This window comes from Azorhizobium caulinodans ORS 571, from assembly GCF_000010525.1.
Taxonomy (GTDB): domain Bacteria; phylum Pseudomonadota; class Alphaproteobacteria; order Rhizobiales; family Xanthobacteraceae; genus Azorhizobium; species Azorhizobium caulinodans.
The window spans coordinates 558,368-580,329 of the sequence record NC_009937.1 but is presented as its reverse complement, the minus strand read 5'-3'; the positions used below and the strand labels follow the sequence as shown (position 1 = coordinate 580,329).

At 69.0% G+C, this 21,962-nt stretch carries 24 protein-coding genes and 1 other RNA gene; 8 read left to right on the top strand and 17 right to left on the bottom strand.

All coding sequences use genetic code 11. From position 1 onward, the window contains the following. Positions 1–216: 216 nt before the first annotated feature. The 7 genes from tolB to AZC_RS02630 form a co-directional block, all read right to left on the bottom strand. Positions 217–1,569 carry a Tol-Pal system beta propeller repeat protein TolB gene (gene tolB / locus AZC_RS02660; RefSeq protein ID WP_012169055.1) on the bottom strand — a complete coding sequence of 451 codons (1,353 nt, stop codon included), beginning with the start codon at positions 1,567–1,569 and terminating at the stop codon, positions 217–219. A 14-nt stretch (positions 1,570–1,583) separates the two neighbouring features. Beyond that, entirely contained in the window at positions 1,584–2,609 is a 1,026-nt protein-coding gene (locus tag AZC_RS02655) for a cell envelope integrity/translocation protein TolA (RefSeq protein WP_012169054.1), read from the bottom strand. An 11-nt stretch (positions 2,610–2,620) separates the two neighbouring features. Continuing rightward, positions 2,621–3,073, bottom strand: coding sequence for a protein TolR (gene tolR, locus AZC_RS02650; RefSeq protein WP_012169053.1), 453 nt, complete (start codon positions 3,071–3,073; stop codon positions 2,621–2,623). A gap of 3 nt (positions 3,074–3,076) precedes the next feature. Beyond that, on the bottom strand, positions 3,077–3,847 hold the full coding sequence (tolQ, locus tag AZC_RS02645; RefSeq protein WP_081433881.1) for a protein TolQ: 771 nt from the start codon (positions 3,845–3,847) through the stop codon (positions 3,077–3,079). Positions 3,848–4,057: 210 nt separating this feature from the next. After that, positions 4,058–4,585, bottom strand: coding sequence for a tol-pal system-associated acyl-CoA thioesterase (gene ybgC / locus AZC_RS02640; protein WP_420794814.1), 528 nt, complete (start codon positions 4,583–4,585; stop codon positions 4,058–4,060). A 243-nt stretch (positions 4,586–4,828) separates the two neighbouring features. Further along, the gene (ruvB, locus tag AZC_RS02635) at positions 4,829–5,863 is read right to left on the bottom strand and encodes a Holliday junction branch migration DNA helicase RuvB (protein ID WP_043879943.1); all 1,035 of its coding nucleotides are present in this window, start codon (positions 5,861–5,863) and stop codon (positions 4,829–4,831) included. 62 nt (positions 5,864–5,925) lie between these two features. Next, on the bottom strand, positions 5,926–6,255 hold the full coding sequence (locus AZC_RS02630) for a GIY-YIG nuclease family protein (RefSeq protein ID WP_012169049.1): 330 nt from the start codon (positions 6,253–6,255) through the stop codon (positions 5,926–5,928). 84 nt (positions 6,256–6,339) lie between these two features. Between AZC_RS02630 and AZC_RS02625 the strand changes: the two genes are divergently transcribed. Both AZC_RS02625 and AZC_RS02620 read left to right on the top strand, forming a co-directional pair. Next, positions 6,340–6,909 (top strand): DUF2239 family protein, encoded by a 570-nt coding sequence (locus AZC_RS02625; RefSeq protein WP_043878816.1) that lies wholly within the window; start codon positions 6,340–6,342, stop codon positions 6,907–6,909. After that, the gene (locus AZC_RS02620) at positions 6,906–7,331 is read left to right on the top strand and encodes a DUF1330 domain-containing protein (RefSeq protein WP_012169047.1); all 426 of its coding nucleotides are present in this window, start codon (positions 6,906–6,908) and stop codon (positions 7,329–7,331) included. Before AZC_RS02625 ends, AZC_RS02620 begins: the two co-directional genes overlap by 4 nt. 2 nt (positions 7,332–7,333) lie before the next feature. Here AZC_RS02620 and ruvA read toward each other — a convergent pair whose 3' ends face one another. Genes ruvA through AZC_RS02600 form a run of 4 tightly spaced genes read right to left on the bottom strand, consistent with a single transcriptional unit; the run spans position 7,334 to position 11,253 of the window. Continuing rightward, positions 7,334–7,954, bottom strand: a complete 621-nt coding sequence (ruvA, locus tag AZC_RS02615) for a Holliday junction branch migration protein RuvA (protein WP_012169046.1) — start codon at positions 7,952–7,954, stop codon at positions 7,334–7,336. A 21-nt stretch (positions 7,955–7,975) separates the two neighbouring features. Beyond that, positions 7,976–8,407, bottom strand: a complete 432-nt coding sequence (locus AZC_RS02610; protein ID WP_012169045.1) for a DUF1772 domain-containing protein — start codon at positions 8,405–8,407, stop codon at positions 7,976–7,978. Between the two features lie 33 nt (positions 8,408–8,440). Beyond that, positions 8,441–8,950, bottom strand: coding sequence for a crossover junction endodeoxyribonuclease RuvC (gene ruvC, locus AZC_RS02605; protein WP_012169044.1), 510 nt, complete (start codon positions 8,948–8,950; stop codon positions 8,441–8,443). Positions 8,951–8,994: 44 nt separating this feature from the next. Further along, on the bottom strand, positions 8,995–11,253 hold the full coding sequence (locus AZC_RS02600) for a tetratricopeptide repeat protein (RefSeq protein ID WP_012169043.1): 2,259 nt from the start codon (positions 11,251–11,253) through the stop codon (positions 8,995–8,997). A gap of 272 nt (positions 11,254–11,525) precedes the next feature. Between AZC_RS02600 and AZC_RS02595 the strand changes: the two genes are divergently transcribed. Continuing rightward, on the top strand, positions 11,526–11,945 hold the full coding sequence (locus tag AZC_RS02595) for a MerR family transcriptional regulator (protein ID WP_043878815.1): 420 nt from the start codon (positions 11,526–11,528) through the stop codon (positions 11,943–11,945). An 87-nt stretch (positions 11,946–12,032) separates the two neighbouring features. On the opposite strand, the gene AZC_RS02590 is transcribed toward AZC_RS02595, so the two are convergent. The 6 genes from AZC_RS02590 to AZC_RS02570 form a co-directional block, all read right to left on the bottom strand. Beyond that, positions 12,033–12,779, bottom strand: a complete 747-nt coding sequence (locus tag AZC_RS02590; protein WP_012169041.1) for a YebC/PmpR family DNA-binding transcriptional regulator — start codon at positions 12,777–12,779, stop codon at positions 12,033–12,035. A 231-nt stretch (positions 12,780–13,010) separates the two neighbouring features. Beyond that, positions 13,011–13,835 carry a TIGR00282 family metallophosphoesterase gene (locus AZC_RS02585; RefSeq protein ID WP_043878814.1) on the bottom strand — a complete coding sequence of 275 codons (825 nt, stop codon included), beginning with the start codon at positions 13,833–13,835 and terminating at the stop codon, positions 13,011–13,013. Next, a complete protein-coding gene (locus AZC_RS02580) occupies positions 13,813–14,436 on the bottom strand; it encodes a 5-formyltetrahydrofolate cyclo-ligase (protein WP_012169039.1) in 624 nt (207 codons plus the stop codon). Before AZC_RS02580 ends, AZC_RS02585 begins: the two co-directional genes overlap by 23 nt. Before the next feature lies 1 nt (position 14,437). After that, positions 14,438–14,591: non-coding RNA, 6S RNA (gene ssrS, locus AZC_RS24640), on the bottom strand. Between the two features lie 144 nt (positions 14,592–14,735). Next, positions 14,736–15,119 (bottom strand): cell division protein ZapA, encoded by a 384-nt coding sequence (locus AZC_RS02575; RefSeq protein WP_012169038.1) that lies wholly within the window; start codon positions 15,117–15,119, stop codon positions 14,736–14,738. A 16-nt stretch (positions 15,120–15,135) separates the two neighbouring features. Further along, positions 15,136–15,438, bottom strand: a complete 303-nt coding sequence (locus tag AZC_RS02570; RefSeq protein WP_043878813.1) for a DUF4164 domain-containing protein — start codon at positions 15,436–15,438, stop codon at positions 15,136–15,138. 164 nt (positions 15,439–15,602) lie between these two features. On the opposite strand from AZC_RS02570, the gene AZC_RS24215 reads away from it, so the two are divergent. From AZC_RS24215 to AZC_RS02545, 5 genes are all read left to right on the top strand, one after another. Then, positions 15,603–16,127: a DUF3828 domain-containing protein gene (locus tag AZC_RS24215; protein ID WP_052285832.1), complete on the top strand. Its 525-nt coding sequence runs from the start codon at positions 15,603–15,605 to the stop codon at positions 16,125–16,127. A 238-nt stretch (positions 16,128–16,365) separates the two neighbouring features. Then, the gene (tkt, locus tag AZC_RS02560) at positions 16,366–18,360 is read left to right on the top strand and encodes a transketolase (RefSeq protein ID WP_043878812.1); all 1,995 of its coding nucleotides are present in this window, start codon (positions 16,366–16,368) and stop codon (positions 18,358–18,360) included. Positions 18,361–18,520: 160 nt separating this feature from the next. Beyond that, complete coding sequence (gene gap / locus AZC_RS02555) at positions 18,521–19,528, top strand: type I glyceraldehyde-3-phosphate dehydrogenase (protein WP_012169034.1); 1,008 nt, start codon at positions 18,521–18,523, stop codon at positions 19,526–19,528. Positions 19,529–19,555: 27 nt separating this feature from the next. Next, on the top strand, positions 19,556–20,746 hold the full coding sequence (locus AZC_RS02550) for a phosphoglycerate kinase (protein ID WP_012169033.1): 1,191 nt from the start codon (positions 19,556–19,558) through the stop codon (positions 20,744–20,746). Positions 20,747–20,820: 74 nt separating this feature from the next. Continuing rightward, a complete protein-coding gene (locus tag AZC_RS02545; RefSeq protein WP_012169032.1) occupies positions 20,821–21,846 on the top strand; it encodes a class I fructose-bisphosphate aldolase in 1,026 nt (341 codons plus the stop codon). Positions 21,847–21,962 lie beyond the last annotated feature (116 nt).

The following is a 21,962-nucleotide window of genomic DNA, read 5'->3' as shown; positions in this document are numbered from 1 at the left end:
GCTCGGTGAATCGCCCTCTAAACTCTAGAAAGAGAACGCGTGATCCGATCACATTGCGATGCAATCTGATCGGCGCGTGCTCTCGCGGGCGATGCGCCGGGACATTGCCGCCGGCGCGGGCCTTTGAGTGGGCGCCACCCGTGGCGCCATCATGGCAAAGGCATGAACGCACCGGGGCGGCGGCCCGTGTGGCCGGCGCGCCACACCGCCTGCCGCTCAGGAGCGCAGGGGCGACCAGGCCGGGTCCGAGCCGTAGCTCGGGGTGGGCACGCGCTGCTCGTTGTAGCCGGTCACGTCGATGGTGAAGAGGTTCGGCCCGCCGCCGCCGGGCGGGTCGCGGAAGAACATGATGACGCGGCCGTTGGGCGCGAAAGTGGGGCCTTCATTATGATAGCCCTCGGTCAGCACGCGCTCGCCCTGCCCGTCCGGCCGCATCACGCCGATGGCGAACTTGCCCTCGGCCTGGCGGGTGAAGGCGATCACGTCCCCGCGCGGCGACCAGACCGGCGTGTTGTAGCGGGCGTTGCCGAAAGAGATGCGGCGCTGGCCCGAACCGTCCGCATTCATCACATAGATCTGCGAGGAGCCGCCGCGATCGCTCTCGAAGCAGATCTGCCGGCCGTCCGGCGAATAGCAGGGCGCGGTGTCGATGGCCGGCGTGTCGGTGAGGCGGGTGGTGGCCTTGGAGCGCAGGTCCATCACGAAGATGTTGGCATTGCCCCCCTGCTGGAGGCTCATGATCACCCGCTGGCCGTCCGGCGAGAAGCGCGGAGCGAAGCTCATGCCGGGGAAGTTGCCGACGATCTCGCGCTGGCCGGTCTCGATGTTCAGCAGGAAGACGCGCGGCTCCCCCTGCGCATAGGACATGTAGGTGATTTCCTGGCTGGTCGGGGAGAAGCGGGGGGTCAGGACAAGGGCATCGCCGCGCGTGAGATAGGTCACGTTGGCGCCGTCCTGGTCCATGATGGCGAGCCGCTTCACGCGCCGGTCCTTGGCGCCGCTCTCATCCACGAACACGATGCGGGTGTCGAAATAGCCCTTCTCGCCGGTAAGACGCTCATAGATGGCGTCGGCGATGATGTGGGCGACACGCCGCCAGTTCTCCGGCTGCGTGAAATACTGCTGGCCCATGAGCTGCTGGCCGGCGAACACGTCCCACAGACGGAATTCCGCCTTCAGACGCCCGTCGCCCTGGCGGGTGACGCGACCGGTCACAAGGCCCTGGGCATTGATGACGCGCCAGTCCTGGAAGCGCGGGGCGAGATCGGGATTGCTGATCTGCTCCACGAAGGCCTTGGGATCGATGGGCGCGAACAGGCCGGAACGCTTGAGATCCGCCGTGATGACGCCGCTGATCGCCCGCCCCTGATCGCCCTCGCCGATGAAGTCGGTGACGGCGATCGGAATGGGCTGGGGCGTGCCCGAGGTAATCTCCAGCTTCAGCGCCGCCTGCGCCGCCGGGGCGCCGAGGAGCGAAGCCCCGGCCGCCGCCGCGCCGCCGACGAGGACGGACCGGCGCGAGAGGCGTGGATCGAGGCGATCGGTCAGCAGGCGCGGAAGATGGATCATGGCAGTCTCTTCGATTAGTGGGCCCGGCCGAGCATGTCCTTCAGGCTGAAGCCCATCTCGATCTCCTTCCAGACCGCATATTTGTTGGCCGGAAGGAAGGTATAGGGCGCACAGCGGATGATGGCGCGCAGGGCGCTGTCGGCGAAGGCAGGTCCATAGGGGGAAGATGCAGGTGTGACGCCGGACAACTGCGGCTGCATGGCCAGCGATCCGTCCTGCTTGAAGGAAACGACGATGGTGGCGCGCAGGTCGCTCGCCTCGGAGGCGCCGGCCGGCGGGCCCCAGCACGACTGGATGCGGGCGCGCAGCGCGTCGATCTCGCTCTGGGTCAGCGTCTGGGCCGCGCCGTTGGGCGAGCCGAGCGCAGCCGTCTGCGACACCTGCTGGTCGGCCGCTGCATTGCGCTGGGGCGTGCGCTTGTCGAGCAGGGCCGCGATGCGGTCCGCATCGAACTTCTGCTCCTGCTGCGTCTTGGCGTCATTGTTCGCGCGCGTCGGCTGGGGCGTCGGCGGCGGAGGCGGCTTGCGCTGCGGCAAGGGCGGAGGCGTCTGGGCCTTCGCCTCCTGCTTCTGCTCGTCCTTCTTCGGGTCCGCCTTCAGGCCCTCGTCGGCCTTCTGCTCCGGCGGCGGCTTGTCCGCCTTCGGGGGAGCGGGCTTGGGCTCGTCGGGCTTGGGCTGCGGCGCAGGGGTCGGAGGCTTCGGCTCCTCGGGGCGCGGCGGCGCGGGCGTGGGGGGCGGCGGAGGTGGGGGCGGCGGAGGCGGCGCGGTGGGCTCGATCTCCTGCTTCTCCGACACCTTCAGATTGGGATCGTTGACGGGCTTGGGCGCGTCCACCTTCTCGGCGACGACCTTCTTCACCTCGGTCTTCTTGCCCTTCTCGTTGCCCTTCGTCATCTGCGAGAGGTCGGAGGCGGAGATCACGTCCACATTGATCGGGTCGGGCTGGGGCGTGTCGAAGGCGCTCGGTGCCGAGAAGGACACCAAGGCAAGAACCAGCACCGCCCCGTGGGCAATGCTCGATGCGGTGAGGCCGACGCGCATCGCTCTTCGCCTCAGCTCCCCTGTTCGCCTTCGGTGACCAGCGCCACACGCTTGAAGCCGGCGGCGGACAGGCGGCCCATGACCTGCATGACCGTGCCGTAATTCACCGTCTTGTCGCCGCGCACGAAGATGCGCTCGTCATAGCCGTTCTTGGCGATGGCCTGCAGCTTGGGCACCAGTTCGTCGAGCTTGATCTCGGTTTCCTGCAGGAACACCTGACCCTTGTTGTTCACCGAGATGGTGAGGGGGTCCTTGTCCTGGTTCATGGCCTGGGCCTGCGTCTTGGGCAGGTCGAGGGGCACGCCCACGGTCAGCATCGGGGCGGCCACCATGAAGACGATGAGCAGCACCAGCATGACGTCCACCATGGGCGTCACGTTGATCTCGGCCATCATGCCGCCGTTGCGCCGGCGGCGCGACCGCCGGCTCTGCCATGCGCCTCCGGCGCCGCCGCCCATGCCCATGGTTCAGCCCCGCTCGTCGATCTGGCGCGACAGGATGGCGGAGAACTCGTCGGCGAAGCCTTCGAGCCGCTGTGCCTGCCGCGACGCCTGATGGACGAACTTGTTGTAGAAGATGGTCGCGGGAATGGCCGCAATGAGGCCCATGGCGGTCGCGAAAAGGGCTTCCGCGATGCCCGGTGCCACAACCGCCAGATTGGTGTTCTTGGACGCCGCGATGGCCTGGAACGAGGTCATGATGCCCCACACCGTGCCGAACAGGCCGATGAAGGGGCCGGCCGAGCCGACGGTGGCCAGCACCAGAAGCTTGCTTTCCAGCGCCTCCACCTCGCGGGAGATGGTGACGTCCATTACCTTCTCGATGCGCTGGTTGAGGCCGGTGAGGGACTTCGCCCCGCCCTCATAGGTCCGCTTCCACTCGCGCATGGCGGCGACGAAGATCGCGGCCATGGCCTGGTTCGGCCGGCCGGCGAGGGAGCGATACAGTTCCTCAAGGCTCTGGCCCGACCAGAAGACCTGCTCGAAGCGGTCCATTTCCTTGCGGGTGCGGGTGAACAGCAGGGTCTTGTCGATGATGATCGCCCAGACCCAGATGGACGCGGCCACAAGGCCCAGCATCACCAGCTTGACGACGAAATGCGCCTGGAGAAACAGCCCGATGAGCGAGATGTTGGCGGTCGGCGCCGCAAGCGCGGCCGATCCGACGTCCGCCTGTGCCCAGGCCGCGGAGGCCGCAAGCACGAGCGCCGTCGCCAGCGCCGGTGTCCACTTCTTCATCGACGCCCCCACGCCCGGATGGCAGGTCTCATCTTCAATCCTCGGCTGGCCCGGCCCGCGCAAAGCGGCAGGCATCGCCCGTCCGTCGTTCCAAATTCAGGAAGCACACCCGCTCTTTCGAGGGGGAGTGCGTCCAAACTTGGGCGATCGGCCGCGATGCAGCATGCCGGCGGCGGTTCGGACCCTACGGGGATTAAGCTTAAGGGAGGGTTATCGCTGCGGTGCGACAGCACCGGCCACGACGGTGGCATCCTCCAGCGTCGCCCGGCGCAGGGCGTCGGGAATGCGCTTGGCCCGGCCCTGCGAGACGAAGGCAACCCGCACCAACGCTGAAACCAGCTCCTCCTCGCCCCGCCGCACCGATTGGGCGAGCGTGATGGAGGCCCCGGCCACATCCTTGGACAGGGTCACGACCTCGAGCACGTCGTCGATCCGCGCGGGCTTCTTGAAGTCGATCTGCATGGAACGCACGACGAAGTGAAAACCCGGCGCCTCGGCGGCGGCCTCGGCAAAGAGTTCGCCCTGCACCACGCCCAGCAGGCGCATGTAGTCGGAGCGGCCGCGCTCCATGAACTTCAGGTAATTGGCGTGATAGACGATGCCCGAGAAATCCGTGTCCTCGTAATAGACACGCAGGCCGAGGCAGTGGCCGCCGGGAATGAGCCGGCCGGCGAGATGGGGATAGGCCTCGCGCTCGCCCGGGGTCATGGCGCGCTCGCCGGTGAGGTCCAGTTTCATTCCATCGTCCTCAAACTTTGATCCGTTGGGGTGGCCGACCGCCCCTCGGCCGCACGCATCAGGCCTTGGCCCCCTCCCACCCCTCCCATAGCCAAGCGGGAGAGGGCTTTTCCCTCTTTCTTGATGCGAGCCCGCTCTCAACCCATCACGACAGGCCCCCTCTCCCGCTTGGCTAGGGGAGGGTTGGGGAGGGGGAAGGCACCAAGCGGGACACGTTCTCAAGCTCACGCTTTTCGCGCGTCTCTAATCACCTTCATCAAACAGGGGCAAGGCGCTCGGCGGGCGCTGCGGCTCGGCAAGGCCCAGATGCCGGAAGGCGCCGGAGGTGAGCATCCGCCCGCGCGGCGTGCGCTGCACGAAACCCTGCTGCACCAGATAGGGCTCGACGATCTCCTCGATGGCGTCGCGCGGCTCGGAGAGCGCGGCGGCCAGCGTCTCCACGCCCACCGGCCCGCCGCCATAATGCTGCGCGATCACCGTGAGGTAGCGCCGGTCCATGGTGTCGAGGCCCATGGCGTCGACGTCGAGCGCCATCAGCGCCCGATCGGCGATGGCCCGGTCGATGGCCTCGGCCCCGGCGAACTGGGCGAAGTCGCGCACCCGGCGCAGCAGGCGGCCCGCGATGCGGGGCGTGCCGCGCGCCCGGCGGGCGATTTCCCGCGCGCCTTCCGGCACGATGCCGATGCCGAGCAGGCGGGCGCCGCGGGTGACGATGTATTCCAGCTCTTCCAGCGTATAGAAGACCAGCCGCACGGGAATGCCGAAGCGGTCGCGCAGCGGCGTGGTGAGCAGGCCCGAACGGGTGGTGGCGCCCACCAGCGTGAACTTCGGCAGCGAGATCTTCACAGAGCGGGCCGCCGGCCCCTCGCCGATGACGAGATCGAGCTCGTAATCCTCCATGGCCGGATAGAGGATTTCCTCCACCTGCGGCGCAAGGCGGTGGATCTCGTCGATGAAGAGCACGTCGCGCTCTTCGAGATTGGTCAGGATGGCCGCGAGGTCGCCGGCCTTCGCGATCACCGGGCCGGACGTGGAGCGGAAGCCCACCCCCATCTCGCGGGCCATGATCTGGGCGAGCGTCGTCTTGCCGAGGCCGGGCGGGCCAACGAACAGCACATGGTCGAGCGCCTCGCCCCGCGCGCGGGCGGCCTGGATGAAGACCTCCAGATTGGCGCGGGCTTGCGCCTGCCCGACGAAATCGGCGAGCCGCTGCGGACGCAAGGTCGCGTCGGCATCGTCCTCGGGACGGGAATCGGCGGTCATCAGACGGGGAGCCATGCCGCCTTGTGCCACCATGCGCGGCCGGTTTCCAGTCGCTTGAACGGCCGCCCGTGTGCGCCTCAGAGCCGCTCGGCCTTCAGCGCCGCTAGCCAGTGCCCCTGCCGCTCCGAGAGCGCCCGGCCGCGCAGATAGGCATCCGCCTCCTCCGCCAGCGTCTCCACGATTTCGATCTCCAGCGCCGCCCCACCCGACGCGACCCACGCCGCCTGAAGGGCGCGGTTGGGATGGGAGCCGTGCGCGAGCGTGAACCGCAGGCGGTTCTCCACGCTGGCCAGATTGGGACTCTGACCCACGAAGACCCTGCCGCCACAGCGCACCACATAGATGCCGGCCGCCACCTTCCGCTCCTTATAGGCCGTGCTCGCCGCCCGCCGCTCCGCCTTTTCCATCTCGCCCTCATTTATATCCGGATGTAATTGCCTTCTCATATTTACCCGGATATAAATCCGCAAGCTGAAATCCGAGACAGACCCATGCTTACCACCTTCACCGCCTTCTGCGGCCCGCGCCGGATCGCCGCCGGTTTGCTCCTCGATGTAGCGCGCGCCGTCCGCGCGGCGGCCGACACGGCACCGCTGCTGGTCTTCGACGACGCGACCGGACGTGTCGTGGACCTCGACCTGCGGGGGACGGACGCCGAACTGGCGGAGCGTTATCCGGCGCCCGCGCCGGAGGAAGAGGCGTCCCCGCGCGGCCGGGGTCGGCCGAAGCTCGGCGTGGTGGCGCGGGAGGTGACGCTGCTGCCGCGCCATTGGGACTGGCTCGCCGCCCAGCCGGGCGGCGCGTCGGTCGCGCTACGCCGGCTGGTGGAGGAGGCCCGCCGCGCCGACGCGCCGCGCCAGCAGGCACGGGCGGCGCAGGAGATCGCCTACCGCTTCATGAGCGCCATGGCCGGCGACCTGCCGGGCTTCGAGGAGGCGAGCCGCGCCCTCTTCGCCGGCGACCGCCCCCGCATGACGACTGAAATGGCGCCTTGGCCGGAGGACATCCGCGCCTACACGCTCAAGCTCGCCTTCCCCCCGGCCGCGGAGGACGAGGCATGAGCCAGGCGTATCTCGCCCCGACCGAAGCCGCCGGCCGCCGCTTCTTTTCCCGCGACCGCCAGCGCCCCGTCATGCTGAACCTGCTGCGCTTCCGGACCGTCGCCGATTATTCGGACGCGCCGGACCTCGCGCCGGCCACGCCCATCAGCGGCGCTGAGGCCTACGCGCTTTATGTGGCCCACACCCTGCCGCTGCTTCAGGCCAGCGGCGGCGCCATCCTGTGGCGCGGGCGCGCGGACGCCTTCCTGATCGGGCCCGAAGAGGAGATGTGGGACGAGGTGCTGCTGGTGCAGCAGGCGAGCGCCGCAGCGCTCCTCGCCATGGCCAACGGTCCGGCCTATCGAAAGGTCATGGGCCACCGCACGGCCGCGCTGGCGGATTCGCGGCTGCTGCCGCTCACGGAACTGCCCCTGCCGGGCTGAGCCTACTTCGCCAGTTCCTTCAGCCCGAGGCGGATGAGGGTCTCGGTGGTGGCGTCCTCGCCCGCCTTGCGGCCGGCAGCGGCGATGGCGGTGTGCGCCTGCGCCTGCCCATAGCCGAGATTGACGAGGGCCGAGACCGCATCGGCGAGCGCCCCGCCGGCCGCTTCCGTCGCCTCCACATCCGCTGCAAGGCGGGCAAGGCCCGGATCGGCGGCGGTGAAGGCGGGCACCTTGTCCTTCAGCTCGGTCACGATGCGGGTGGCGACGCGGGGGCCGACGCCATTGGCCCGGGCGAGCGCCGTCTTGTCGCCCAGCGCCACCGCCTGCGCGAGGTCGGAGGGCTTGAGCGTGGAGAGGATGGCGAGCGCGGTCTTCGTTCCGATGCCCTGAATGCCCTGAAGCAGCCGGAACCACTCGCGCTCCGCCTCGGTGACGAAGCCGAACAGCCGGATCTGATCCTCGCGGACATGGGTCTCGATGAACAGCACCGCCGCCTCGCCCACGCGCGGCAGCGCCTGCAACGTACGTCCGGAGCAATGGACGAGATAGCCGACCCCATGGACATCGAGGATGAGGTGGTCCTCGCCGAAGCTGTCCACGGTCCCCTTCAACTTGCCGATCATCGCGTCCTGTCCGGCCCGGCCTCAGCCGAGCGTGCCCCAGAGGAAAATGAGGGTGGCGAGCAGGCCAAGGCCCGTGCGCACCATGTGCAACTGGCCCCACACCGCCACCAGATGCACGCTTTCCGGCCCCGCCTGCCCTTCCGGGATCGCCAGCAGGCGGCGGTTGGTGGGCATGATGCCGATGAAGGTGAAAGGCCAGTTGGCGAGCATGAGCACGCCGCCGGCCAGAAAATGCCAGTCGCGCGTCTGCCAGAAGGCGAGCGCGCCGAGGGCGAAGCCGATCAGCGCCAGCGTCGCCTGCATGGCGAAGCCCCGCCGGTAGGCCGGCTTCCACACCGCCAGCATGGAGCGGGCCTCAAGGCCCAGCCGCGCCGGCTGTTCCACGGCATTGATATAGAAGGCGGCCCCCGTGAACAGGGCCGCGGTCACCAGGGCAAGCTGGCCCCACAGCATGTCGGTCCCCTCCGCCGAACCCGTTCCGCCATTCTACAGCGCCGCGCGCCGCAGTGCAGCAGGCCCGCGATGATGGGCATGAGTCACCGCCACCGCCAGCGCGTCGGCGGCATCCTCCGTCTGCGGCGTCGCCTTGGGCAGCAGCACGCCGATCATCATGCGGATCTGCGCCTTTTCCGCCCGGCCGGCGCCCACCACGGTCTTCTTCACCAGAAGCGGCGCGTATTCCGCCACCGAAAGCCCCGCCTGCGCCGGGGCCAGCATGACGACGCCGCGCGCCTGCCCGAGCTTGAGGGTGGAGGACGGGTTCATGTTGACGAACGTCTCTTCCACCGCCGCCTCGTCCGGCGCGTGGCGGGCCAGTACCTCGGCAAGCCCCCGGTGCAGCTCGGCGAGCCGCTCGGCCATGGGGGCGTTCTCGGGCGGAAGGATGGTGCCGCAGGCGACATAGGTGAGCCGCGTGCCCTGGGCCTCAATAACGCCCCAGCCGGTGCGGCGCAGGCCCGGATCGAGGCCGATGATGCGAATCATGCCGTTGGTCATGCGCCAAACTGGCCCCGGCGGCGCCGGGGCGCCAGCCCGATGCCTCAGCGGGAGGCGGACTTGCGCGGCGTGGCGTCGGCCGGGCCGGCCACTTCCCATTCCGGCCGCACGGCGGTCGAATTGGCGCTCTCCACCACCTTGCCGGGCACGAAGGCGGTGACGGCGGCGCGCGCGCGGTCCACCACACCCGGCTCGGCCTTGGCGGCCACGTCCTCGCGCTTGCGCGCGCTTTCCGTATCGCCCTGCGCGGCGGCAAGGGAGAACCACTTCCAGGCTTCCGCCCGATCCACCGCGCCGGACAGGCCCCGCGAATAGATGACGCCGAGATTGAACTGGCTGTCGCGCAGGCCGAGGTCGGCGGCCTTGCGGAACCAGTTCACCGCATTCTGCCAGTCCGGCTTGCCGTCGATCCCGTCGGAATACATCACGCCGAGGTTGTGCATGGACCGCAGGTTCCCCCGCTCGGCCGCCCACTGGTAGAGCTTGCGGGCGGCGGGGAGATCCCGCTTGCTGTTCTCATAGATGCTGCCGAGCCGGTAGGCGGCCGGCGCCGAGCCCTGCGAGGCGGCATAAGCGAACCATTTCATGGCCGCCGCCTGATTGGCGTCGGTGCCCCGGCCGTCCGCATAGCGCGCGCCCACCTCGGCTGCGGCACTTGCATCACCTGAGAGGGCGGCATTCTTCAGCGCCGCCGAACCCACCGGCGGCGGCAGATTGGTGACGAGCGCCGGGTCCACCGGCGCGCCGCTGGCGGTCGCGGGTCCGGCCACACCGGCGCTGGCGCCGTCCGGCGCCGTGCGCGGCAGCAGGAACCAGGTGCCAATCCCGAGGACGAGCGCGCCCAGAGCCACGGCCCCGACGCGGATGGCCAGGCTGGCGCGCCGCTCGGAATCCCGGCGGCGGGCAAGCGCCGCACCCTTCTCCCGATGCTCCGCCCGGTCGGCAGCGGCAACCCAGTCGGTGCGGCAGCGTCCGGTGGCAACCGCCTGCGCATCCTCAAGGGCGGCTTCCAGCGCGGCCACCTGCTTGGCGGTCCATTCGCTGTCCGCCGCCTTCGGGGCCGCATCGGCCCGCGCCTCGCGCCAGACTTCGGCGCTGGAGCGGCGGCGCTCGGCATGGGTTTCGAGAAGCTCGCGCAGTTCACCCTGCCAGGGCGCCTCGGTCACCTGCCAGGCCGGATCACGGGCAATCTCCGGACGGGGCTCCGCGCGCGGCGCCGGCTCACGGCGCAGGTCGGTGGGCCATTGCGGCCATTCCTCGAGGCTCGGCGCAGCAGCCGGAGCGGCGGGAGGCGCCGCTTCCTGCACCTGCGGCCGGATCTCGGCGGCACGCAGCGGCAAGTCCTGTTCCCGCAGCCCCGCGGGATCGGTGCCGGCAGGGGCCTGTGTCTCGACGGGGGAGCGCCAATCCTCCTCCACCAGCGTCAGGTGGGGCGCCAGGACAGCCGTTTCGTGGGGGACAAGGGCCTCGTCCGCGCCGTAGGCGATGTCGTCCTGCGGCGCGGCGACCTCGTCGTCGGCCGGCTCCTGCAGGCGCTGCAATTCGCGTGTCAGGCCCTGAAGCATGGCCTCGATGCCGTCGAGGCGGGCGACGTGAACCTGCGTCTCGTCCACGCGCTCGACGAGGCGGGAGAGGTGGCGTTCCAGCACGTCCACCAGCGGCGCCAGCTTGGCGGCCTCGATGGTTTCGTTGCGGTCGAACCGCGCCAGCAGGTCCTCGAGCCGGGCGGCGAAGCGCGGATCACCGGCGCTGCCGAGGGCCTTCACGTCATGGGCCACGGCGTCGAGGCGCTCGCGCAGGACGGTCAGTTCCTCGCTCGGCGCGGTGCGGCGGGCCTGTTCGGCCATGAAGCCGTCCACCCGCGTCTCCAGGCGGGCCAGGGCGTCCATGGCAAGGCGGGTGAATTCGTCCGAGGCGCTGGCGGCCGCCGCGTCGCTGGCGGAGCGCTCGTGCAGGACCAGCACGCGCTCGACCAGTTCCTTGAGTTCGCCGGTCTGGCGCTGAAGGCGGGCGATGGCCACCGGGTCCACCGCCTTGGCGCCGAGGACATCCACCTTGCGGGCGAGAATGGCGACGGATTCGGCAAGGGCGCGGGTGAAGCCGGTTCCGGCCGGGTCAAGGATGTCCTCGGGCTGGTCCGCCGGAGCATACAGAGGATGGTCGGCTGCCCCGGGGGTCGCGACCGCCCGCAGGTGGCCGCCATCGGACCACCCGTCGTGAGGCTCCGGCGCATAGACAGGCTCGGCAAGAGCTGCGGCCGAACCGGCCGCTGAACGCCCCATCGTACCGTGCCAGCGATCCATATCCGCCTCCCGGTCGCCGCCGCCGCTTCATCCGATCCCCCGCGAATCGGTCGAATCAGCATCGACGTCCTTTGGTAAACGGAGCATTAATCGTTGAAAAGACTGAGCGCGTAACGGTTACTTTCCCTTACGGAGCCTGCAAATAGCTCCCGTAGCGGGACAGATCGGCTTACCCATCATGCCGGGGTGCACATTGAAGCCCGGCACGGAATGCGCTTTCCGCTCTCTGAGCCATCGCACTGCCGGGCGTGACGCAACTGACGGAGAGTGCAATGGACGTTTCCAATTTCGATGCGCGCAGCCAGGTTTCCGTTCCCGGCCGGACCTATGCTGCCGAGGACGTCTATACGATCGGCGATCTGGCCCGCGAGTTCGGCATCACCCTGCGTGCCCTGCGCTTCTATGAAGACAAGGGCCTCCTCTCTCCGCGTCGCGAAGGCCTTGCCCGCCTCTACTCTCCGGCGGACCGCGAGCGCCTCACCGTTATCCTGAAGGGCAAGCGCCTCGGCTTCACCCTTGCCGAGATCCGCGCCCTGGTCGCCGCCCACGAGGGCCAGAGCGGCAGCGACCTCGCCCTGACCCGTGACCGCTGCCTGACCCAGCTCGGCCAGCTCGAGCGTCAGCGCACCGAGATCGAGGCTGCCATCGCCGAGCTGCGCGAGACCGCCGACCGTCTCGCCGCCGCGGCCTGAACACTCCACCAGCCCAAAAAGAAACCCGGCCGCGTGGCCGGGTTTTTTTGTCTCCGAACGGGAAAGGGAGGCAGCGCCTCCCACGCCTCAGGCGCTGAGCTTGGCCATCAGGGCTTCGGACAGCTCGAAATTGGCGGTGACGTTCTGGACGTCATCGTTGTCTTCCAGCGTCTCCACGAGACGCATCAGCTTCTCGCCGGTCTCGTCATCCACCGCGATGGTGTTCTGCGGCCGCCACACGAGGCCCGCCTTGCGCGGCTCGCCGAACTTGGCTTCCAGCGCCTTCTGCACTTCCGCGAGGCTCTCCACCGCGCAGACCACCTCGTGCGTCTCCTCGGAGGAGTTCACGTCGTCCGCGCCCGCCTCGATGGCGGCTTCCAGCAGGTCGTCCGCATTCACCTTGGCCGCATCGAACTCGATGGCGCCGAGGCGGTCGAACATGAAGGACACCGCGCCCGTCTCGGCGAGGTTGCCGCCGGACTTGGTGAAATAGGAGCGCACTTCGGAGGCGGTGCGGTTGCGGTTGTCGGTCAGCGCCTCGACGATGACGGCGACGCCGCCGGGACCGTAGCCCTCGTAACGGATCTCGTCATAATTCTCCATGTCCGCACCGGACGCCTTCTTGATGGCGCGCTCGATGTTGTCCTTGGGCATGTTCTCGGCGCGCGCCGCGAGGATGGCGGCGCGCAGGCGCGCGTTCATGTTCGGATCGGGCAGGCCCATCTTGGCGGCCACGGTGATTTCGCGCGCCAGCTTGGAGAACAGCTTGGAACGCACCGCGTCCTGCCGTCCCTTGCGGTGCATGATGTTCTTGAATTGTGAATGTCCGGCCATGGCCGCCTCCAGATCCTTGAAACTCTCTCACGCCCGCGCGCCCGAAGCAGGGTCGCGCCGCCGCGCCACGCTCGCTCCGGAGCGTGGGGGCCGGCCCGTCCGCCGCTGGTGATGCCGGAGCCATCGCCCCGGAATCGACCGAGCGCCGCCCGGCGTGATGCCAATCCACTGTGCCGCGCCTTATAGGTCGTGGAGGCGGCAAAGAGCAAGAAAGCCCCATGCCGCGCCGCATCACGCCTCCCAGAAAGCCGGGCGTGCCTCGCTGAGATCGCCGCCGAGGCGCACCGGGGCCGCCTTCACGGCGAGGCCGGTGGCCGGGTCCGTCTCCACCGCAAAGCCGCAGAGCGAGGCGGGACCGGCCGCCGGCTCGAAGCGGCCGGCGCCGATCTTGCGCGTGAAGCGCCGCAGCGGCTCGTCCTTGTCCATGCCGATCACGCCGTCATAGCTCCCGCACATGCCGGCGTCCGTCAGATAGGCCGTGCCGCCGGGCAGGATGCGATGGTCGGCGGTGGGCACATGCGTGTGGGTGCCCACCACGAGGCTCACCCGCCCATCGCAATAATGGCCGAAGGCCTGCTTCTCGCTGGTGGTCTCGGCGTGGAAGTCCACCACGATGGCGTCCACCACCCGGCCGAGGTCCACACCGTCCAGCGCCCGGTCGATGGCGGCGAAGGGATCGTCCAGCGGGTCCATGAAGGCACGGCCCATCACGTTCGCCACCAGCACCCGCGCCCCGCCGCGCGTCTCGATCATGGCGGCGCCCCGTCCCGGCGTGCCGGGCGGATAGTTGATGGGACGCACCAGCGCGTCCGCCCGCTCGATGAAGACCAGGGCCTCGCGCTGGTCGAAAGCGTGGTTGCCGAGCGTCACCGCGTCGGCGCCGGCGGTTCGGATCTCGTTATAGATGGCCTCGGTGATGCCGAAGCCGCCGGCGGCGTTCTCGCCATTGACCACGACGAGATCGAGCTTCCAGTCCTGAACGAGACCGGGCAACCGGCTTGTCACCACGTCGCGGCCGGTCCGGCCAACCACGTCACCGAGAAAGAGAATCCGCATCAGACCCGCCAAGGAAAAGGACACCGGCTTCCGTTACCATCCCATCGAGCGGTTCGTCATGGGGTTCAGCGGGAACGTGATCGGTTTCCTGGCAGGCGAACGCAAGACCGAAGGCCCGGATCGGCTTTTCCCGCCGCAGCAGCGCAAGCGTGCGGTCGTAAAAGCCGGCCCCGTAACCGATGCGCGCGCCCGCCCGGTCGAAGACCGCGAGCGGCACCATGAGATCGTCGGGCGTCACCTGCGGCGCCTGCGCTCCCGGAGTTGGAATGCCATAGGCCCCCGCCGGTTCCAGCAGGTCGTTTTCGTCCCACAGGCGGAAGATCAGCGGCCGGTCGCGCCCTATCACCACCGGCAGGGCGAGCCGGGCACCCGCGTCCCGCAGCTTGCGCGCCAGCGGGCCGGTATCGATCTCGTCGCGGAAGGGGGCGAACAGGGCGACCGTGCGGCCGGCGACCGATCCCAGCGCCATGAGCGCATGCCGCGCGGCCGCGTCGGAAGCGGCGGCGCGACGTTCGGCGCCCATATCGGCGCGCCGCAGCAGCGCTTCGGCCCGCAGGCGGGCCTTCTCGGATCGGAAGGTGGTGGGAGAAGAAAGGGTCACGTGCGGAGCCGCAAAAGCCGTCGGAGGTCGATCCCGGGAAACCTACAACGTAGGTGGGCGCCGTTTGTCCAAGCCCAGGGGCGAGGTCAGGAACAGCTCCCTTAAGGATCGATAAGGCCCCGGGGAAAAGTTCCTAACGAACCCCGCAGCCCCGCCGACCGAATGTAGGAGCTTCTCCTCCCCGGCGCTAGGGCCATTCCCCAGAAGTGTGTGCGGTTTCGCGAAAGTGAGGGTCGACCTGAACGGGCGAGCGGCATCACGCTTTCGAGCCGCTCCGGAACGCTCCTGAGGCGGACGCCTCAGCCCATGCCCACCGCGGATTTTTCGCGCGGGGCAAGGTCGCTCGCGAGTTGCTCGATGCGCTCGGCCACCTCGTCGATGGTGCGGGCCACCGCCTCCTCGCCGGCCTCGAGGCGGGCAAGGGCGGAGGCGCGGGCGTCCCGCTGGCCTTCAAGGTCGCTCTCCAGCGCGCGGATGCGGGCGCGGGCTTCGGCCAGTTCGTCGGAAATGGTGATGGCGGCCATGACGGTAAGGCGCTGGTCGCCGATCTCCCCGAAGGTGCCGCGGAGCTGATTGATGCGGGCGTCGATGTCCCGGCCGAGGCGCATGAGATGCTCCTCCTGCCCTTCATCGCACGCCATGCGATAATAGCGTCCGGCGATGGTGACACTCACATGCGCCATGGGGCCGCCCGCTCCTTCAGCCGCCGTGGGTCGCGAGCACGTCGCGAATCGTGGTCATGGCAACATCGAGACGCCGGCCGATCTCGCGGCTGGCTTCCGCCACCTGGGCCGCCTCGGCGCGGGTCGCGTCGAGTTCGGCGGCGAGCCGCGCCCGGTCGTTGCCCAGCGCATGGAGCTGCGCCTGCAACGCCTCCTGATGGCGCTCCGTCTCCCGCCGCCGGTCGAGCGAATCGGACAAGCGGTCGAGCGCCGCGTGGAGGCGCTGGGTTGCCGCCTCGATGGGGCCAAGCTCGGGGGGACGGTGCTTCAGCGCATACATAACGCGGGATATTAACCGAGTCGGCGCGACAAGGGCCATGGGTTGCGTGTCGTCAACCCAAAAGAGAATGAAGGGATTCTTGCGGTCCTGCGGGCGGGCGCGGTATGGCGGTCAGGAACCGGCAAGGCTCACGCTTGAGGAACCGGCCGACGGGAGAAGGGCTGATGCGCGCTGCGTGGTTCTGGACAGTCGTGGTCGCTGCCACCCTCGCGGGCGGGCTGATGGGCTCCGCCCCGCGCGCCCATGCGGCCCCGCAGGCGGCGAAGCCCGCCGCCGCTCCCTCACCGGAGACGCTCATCCGCGATCTCTACGCCCATTATCTCGATACGGCCCCGGACACGGTGGTCGGCTTCGACTTCACCGACCCAACCGTCGCCAACGCCTATTTCGATCCCGCGCTGGCCAAGCTCGTCATCGCCGATGCCAAGGCCTCCGATCCGAAGCTGAATTTCGATCCCTTCATCGAAGGCCAGGATTTCGAGATCAAGGCGGTGACGACCAGCCTCAAGGCGCAGACCTCGACCAGTGCGACGGTCACCGCAGAGTTCGAGAATTTCGAGGAGAAGAAGACCGTCACCTTCAAGCTCACGAAGGTCGGCGGGCGGTGGCGGATCGCGGATATCCAGTGGGAGAGCAATCCCCAGACGCTGAAGGCGCTCCTCGTCGCCAAGAAGATCCAGTCGCCCTAGCGGAAGCCCAGCCACTTCCGGCTGCCTCGGGCTTGGGCATGGCCGCGCGCTGGGCACCTATGCAGGGAACGTGTAGCTGCGATGACAAATCGCGGCCCAACGGCGCCGGTTTGCCTTGACCTTGCCCCAACGCTGCGTTTGACAGCCGGTGGCGCGCTGGTATCAGTGCCGCCGCGAGGTGAACCCTCCGCCTGACCGATCTTTGAAATGGCGCGCCGCGCGCCGGAGACCGCTTTTCATGTCCAGCCGCGAACTCCACAACCGCCTGGCCAACGCCATCCGGTTCCTGGCCATCGATGCGGTGGAGGCCGCCAATTCCGGACATCCGGGCCTGCCCATGGGCGCGGCCGACATGGCGACCGTGCTGTTCACGGAAAAGCTGAAGTTCGATGCGACGGCCCCCAAGTGGCCGGACCGCGACCGCTTCATCCTCTCAGCCGGCCACGGCTCGATGCTGCTCTACGGCCTGCTTCATCTGCTCGGCTATGACGCCGTGAGCATGGACGAGATCCGCCGCTTCCGTCAGCTCGGCTCGCTGACCCCCGGCCATCCCGAGAATTTCGTCACCCCCGGCATCGAGACCACGACCGGCCCGCTCGGCCAGGGCATCTCCACCGCGGTTGGCTTTGCCATGGCCGAGCGCCTGATGGCCGCCCGCTTCGGTAGCGAGATCGTCGATCACCGCACCGTCGTCATCGCCTCCGACGGCGACCTGATGGAAGGCATCTCGCAGGAGGCCATCGATATCGCCGGCCACCTGAAGCTCGCCAAGCTGACGGTGCTGTGGGACGACAACCGCATCTCCATCGACGGCCCCACCTCCATCTCCGTCTCCACCGACCAGCAGGCGCGCTTCGCCGCCTCCGGCTGGAACACGCTGGCGGTGGACGGGCACGATCCGGTCGCCCTCCTCGCCGCGCTCAACACGGCTTATGCCTCCGAAAAGCCGACCCTGATCGCGTGCCGCACCACCATCGGCTTCGGTTCGCCGGCCAAGGCGGGCTCGGAGAAGGTGCACGGCTCGCCGCTGGGTGCCGCCGAGATCGAGGCCACCCGCAAGGCGCTGGGCTGGGAAGCCGGCCCGTTCGAGATCCCCGCCGATGCGTTGGACGCCTGGCGCGCCGCCGGCCGCAAGGGCGCCGAAGCCCGCGCCGCCTGGCAGGCCCGCTTCGACGCCCTGCCCGAGGCGACCCGCGCCGAGTTCAACCGCCGCATGGCCGGCGAACTGCCTGTAGCCGCCCTCAAGGAAGCCATCGCCGCCGTGAAGGCGAAGGCGGTCGCCGATGGCGGCGCGGTTGCCACGCGCAAGTCCTCGGAGATCGTGCTCGACACGCTCACCAAGGCGGTGCCCGAGATGCTCGGCGGCTCCGCCGACCTCACCGGCTCCAACAACACCCGCGCCAAGGGCCAGAAATCCGTCACCCCGACCGACTTCTCCGGCGATTTCGTGCACTGGGGCGTGCGCGAGCACGGCATGGCGGCGGCGATGAACGGCATCGCGCTCCATGGCGGCTTCATCCCCTATAGCGGCACCTTCCTCGCCTTCGCCGATTATTCGCGCCCGGCCATCCGCCTCGCCGCGCTCATGGGCGAGCGGGTCATCCATGTGCTGACCCACGATTCCATCGGCCTCGGCGAGGACGGCCCCACCCACCAGCCGGTGGAGCATCTGGCCGCCCTGCGCGCCATTCCCAACACCCTCGTGCTGCGCCCCGCGGACACGGTGGAAACCGCCGAGTGCTGGCAGATCGCCCTTGAGGCGAAGGACCGGCCGAGCTGCCTCATCCTCTCGCGCCAGAACCTGCCGCTCCTGCGCAAGGACGCGGACGGCGAGAACAAGTCCGCCGGCGGCGCCTATGAGCTGCTGGCCGCCAGCGGCGAGGCGCAGGTCTCCCTGTTCGCCACCGGCTCGGAACTGTCCCTCGCTGTGGAAGCCCGCGCGCTGCTCGAAAGCGAAGGCGTGCCCACCCGCGTGGTCTCCGTTCCGTCCTTCGAGCTCTTCCTCGCCCGCCCGCTGGCCGAGCGCCGCGCCGTCATCGGCAAGGCCCCGGCCAAGGTCGGCATCGAGGCCGCCATCCGCATGGGCTGGGACAGCATCATCGGCTCGGATGCCGCCTTCGTGGGCATGACCTCGTTCGGCGCCAGCGCGCCGGCCAAGGAACTCTACAAGCATTTCGGCATTACGCCCCAGGCGGTGGTGGCTGCCGCGCTGGAACAGCTGCGGCAGAGCTGACGGCGGACCTGCGGTCCGCTCCCGGCGGCCGCGATCCTGCTCTGGCAAGGGGAGAGCGCGTGCGGCCTACGGGCCCATGCGCCATACGAATTGCCGCCGGAGAAGGCGGCACGCGTTCGCTCAAGCCGGTCTTGAGGGCCGGCGCATGGAGGATGAAGCTATGACGGTGAAGGTGGCCATCAACGGGTTCGGTCGCATCGGGCGCAACGTGCTGCGCGCCATCATCGAATCCGGCCGCACCGACATCCAGGTGGTGGCCATCAACGACCTCGCCCCGGTCGAGACCAATGCCCACCTGCTGCGCTACGACAGCGTGCACGGCCGCTTCCCGGCCAAGGTGGTGGTGAACGGCGACACCATCGACGTCGGCCAGGGCCCCATCAAGGTCACCGCCATCAAGGATCCGTCCACCCTGCCCCACAAGGAGCTGGGCGTGGACATCGCCATGGAGTGCACGGGCATCTTCACCGCCCGTGACAAGGCCGCAGCCCATCTCACCGCCGGCGCCAAGCGCGTGCTGGTATCGGCCCCCGCCGACGGCGCCGACCTCACGGTGGTCTATGGCGTGAACCACCAGCTCCTGAAGCCCGAGCACACGGTGGTCTCCAACGCCTCCTGCACCACCAACTGCCTCGCCCCGGTGGCCAAGGTGCTCAACGACGCCGTTGGCATCGTCCACGGCTTCATGACCACCGTGCACTCCTACACCAACGACCAGCCCTCGCTGGATCAGGTGCACAAGGATCTCTACCGCGCCCGCGCTGCCGCCCTCTCCATGATCCCGACCTCCACCGGCGCGGCCAAGGCCGTCGGCCTCGTGCTGCCCGAGCTGAAGGGCAAGCTGGACGGCGTCTCCATCCGCGTGCCGACCCCGAACGTCTCGGTCATCGACCTCAAGTTCGTCGCCAAGCGCGCCACGACGGTCGAAGAGATCAATGCCGCCATCAAGGCGGCGGCGGACGGCCCGCTGAAGGGCGTGCTCGGCTACACGACGGAGCCGAACGTCTCCATCGACTTCAACCACGACCCGCACTCGTCCACCTTCCACATGGACCAGACCAAGGTCATGGACGGCACGCTGGTGCGCGTCATGTCCTGGTATGACAACGAGTGGGGCTTCTCCAACCGCATGTCCGACACCGCCGTCGCCCTGGCGAAGCTCGGTTGATCGGTTAAAGCGAGGGAGAGCAGCATCATGCCGACTTTCCGCACCCTCGATGAGGCGGACCTCGCCGGCAAGCGGGTCCTCGTCCGTGTCGACCTCAACGTCCCCATGGACGAAGGCCGCGTCACCGACGACACCCGCATCCAGGCCATCCTGCCCACCATCCGCGCCATCACGGAGAAGGGCGGAAAGGCCATCCTGCTCTCCCACTTCGGACGCCCGAAAGGCCGGGACGCGAGCCAGTCGCTCGCCCCGGTCGCGGCTGCCGTCGGGGAGCGCCTCGGCGCCCCCGTGGCGTTCGCCGGCGACTGCATCGGCTCGGATGCCGAGGCCGCCGTCTCCACCCTCGCCCCCGGCGCCGTCCTGGTTCTGGAGAACACCCGCTTCCACGCGGGCGAGGAGAAGAACGCCGCCGATTTCGTCCAGCAGCTCGCGGCCCTCGGCGATATCTATGTGAACGACGCCTTCTCGGCGGCCCACCGCGCCCATGCCTCCACCGAGGGGCTGGCGCACAAGCTGCCCGCCTTCGCCGGCCGCAGCATGCAGAAGGAGCTGGAGGCGCTCGCCAAGGCCCTCGAGGCTCCGCAGCGGCCGGTTCTGGCCGTGGTCGGCGGCGCCAAGGTGTCGAGCAAGCTCGAACTCCTCGGCAATCTCACCGCCAAGGTGGACATCCTCGTCATCGGCGGCGGCATGGCCAACACCTTCCTCGCCGCCAAGGGCGTGAAGGTGGGCAAGTCGCTGTGCGAGCACGACCTCGCCGACACCGCCCGCCAGATCATCGCCACCGCCGCCAGCCATGGCTGCGAGATCGTGCTGCCGGTGGACGCGGTCGTCACCAAGACCTTCGCCGCCCATGCGGATCACCGCGTGGTGCCGGTGGACCAGGTGGCCGAGGACGAGATGATCCTCGATGCCGGCCCGGCCACCGTGGCGCTGGTGAGGGAGAAGCTGAAGGGCGCGAAGACCGTGGTCTGGAACGGCCCGTTCGGCGCCTTCGAGCTGCCGCCCTTCGACGCCGCGACGGTTGCCGTGGCGAAGGCCGTGGCGGAGGCCACCAAGGCCGGCGCGCTGCTGTCCGTCGCGGGTGGCGGCGACACGGTGGCGGCGCTCAACCATGCCGGCGCGGCCGGGGACTTCTCCTATGTCTCCACCGCCGGCGGTGCCTTCCTGGAATGGCTGGAAGGCAAGCAGTTGCCGGGGGTCGAAGCGCTGCGGCGCTGAGACCTCGGTGTTATACTCAACCCATAAAGTGCAGGCATCAGCCGCAGGGGCGGCTCCAAGGGGATAGGCAGACCATGAACGCTGAACTCGAGACGATCGCGCAGAAGATGGTGTCCGACGGCAAGGGCATTCTTGCCGCTGACGAGAGCACCAGCACGATCAAGAAGCGGTTCGACGCCATCGGTGTCGAGTCCACCGAGGAAAACCGTCGCGATTACCGCGAGTTGCTGTTCCGTTCGGACGAGGCGATGAAGGAGTACATCTCCGGCGTCATCCTGTTCGACGAGACCCTGCGCCAGAAGGCCAAGGACGGCACCCCGCTCGTCAGCCTCATCCAGCAGGCCGGCTCCATCCCCGGCATCAAGGTGGACGCCGGTGCCAAGCCCATGGCGCTGTTCCCGGGCGAGACCATCACGGAAGGCCTCGACGGCCTCGCCGGCCGCCTGAAGGAGTATTACGACCTCGGCGCCCGCTTCGCGAAGTGGCGCGCGGTGATCGATATCGGCGCCGGTATCCCCACCCCCGGTGCCGTTGCCGCCAACGCGCACGCCCTGGCCCGCTATGCGGCCCTGTGCCAGGAAGCCAACATCGTCCCGATCGTCGAGCCGGAAGTGCTCATGGACGGCGACCACGGCATCGAGCGCTGCTACGAAGTGACGGAATACGTCCTGCGCGTGGTGTTCGGCGAGCTCTACCAGCAGCGCGTCGCCCTTGAGGGCATGGTGCTGAAGCCGAACATGGTCGTCCCCGGCAAGAAGGCCCGCACCCAGGCCTCCGTCGCCCAGGTGGCCGAGCAGACCGTGCGCGTGCTGAAGGCCACCGTCCCGGCGGCGGTGCCTGGCATCGCCTTCCTCTCCGGCGGCCAGTCGGACGAGGACGCCACCGCCCACCTCGACGCCATGGTGAAGCTCGGCAACCTGCCGTGGAAGCTCACCTATTCCTACGGCCGCGCCCTCCAGGCCGCGCCGCAGAAGGCGTGGTCCGGCAAGGCCGAGAACGTGGCCGCCGCGCAGGCCGCCTTCACGCACCGCGCCCGCATGAACTCGCTGGCGGCGCTGGGCCGCTGGAGCGCCGAGCAGGAAGCCAAGAAGGCCGCCTGATCGGCCCCTTGCGCCTTTATCCGCGTTGAGAGAGCCCGCCGTCCCGCGAGGGACCGGCGGGCTCTTGCGTTCTCCCCCCGGCCCGCCTAGAGCCTGATGCCATCAGGCCCGGCATC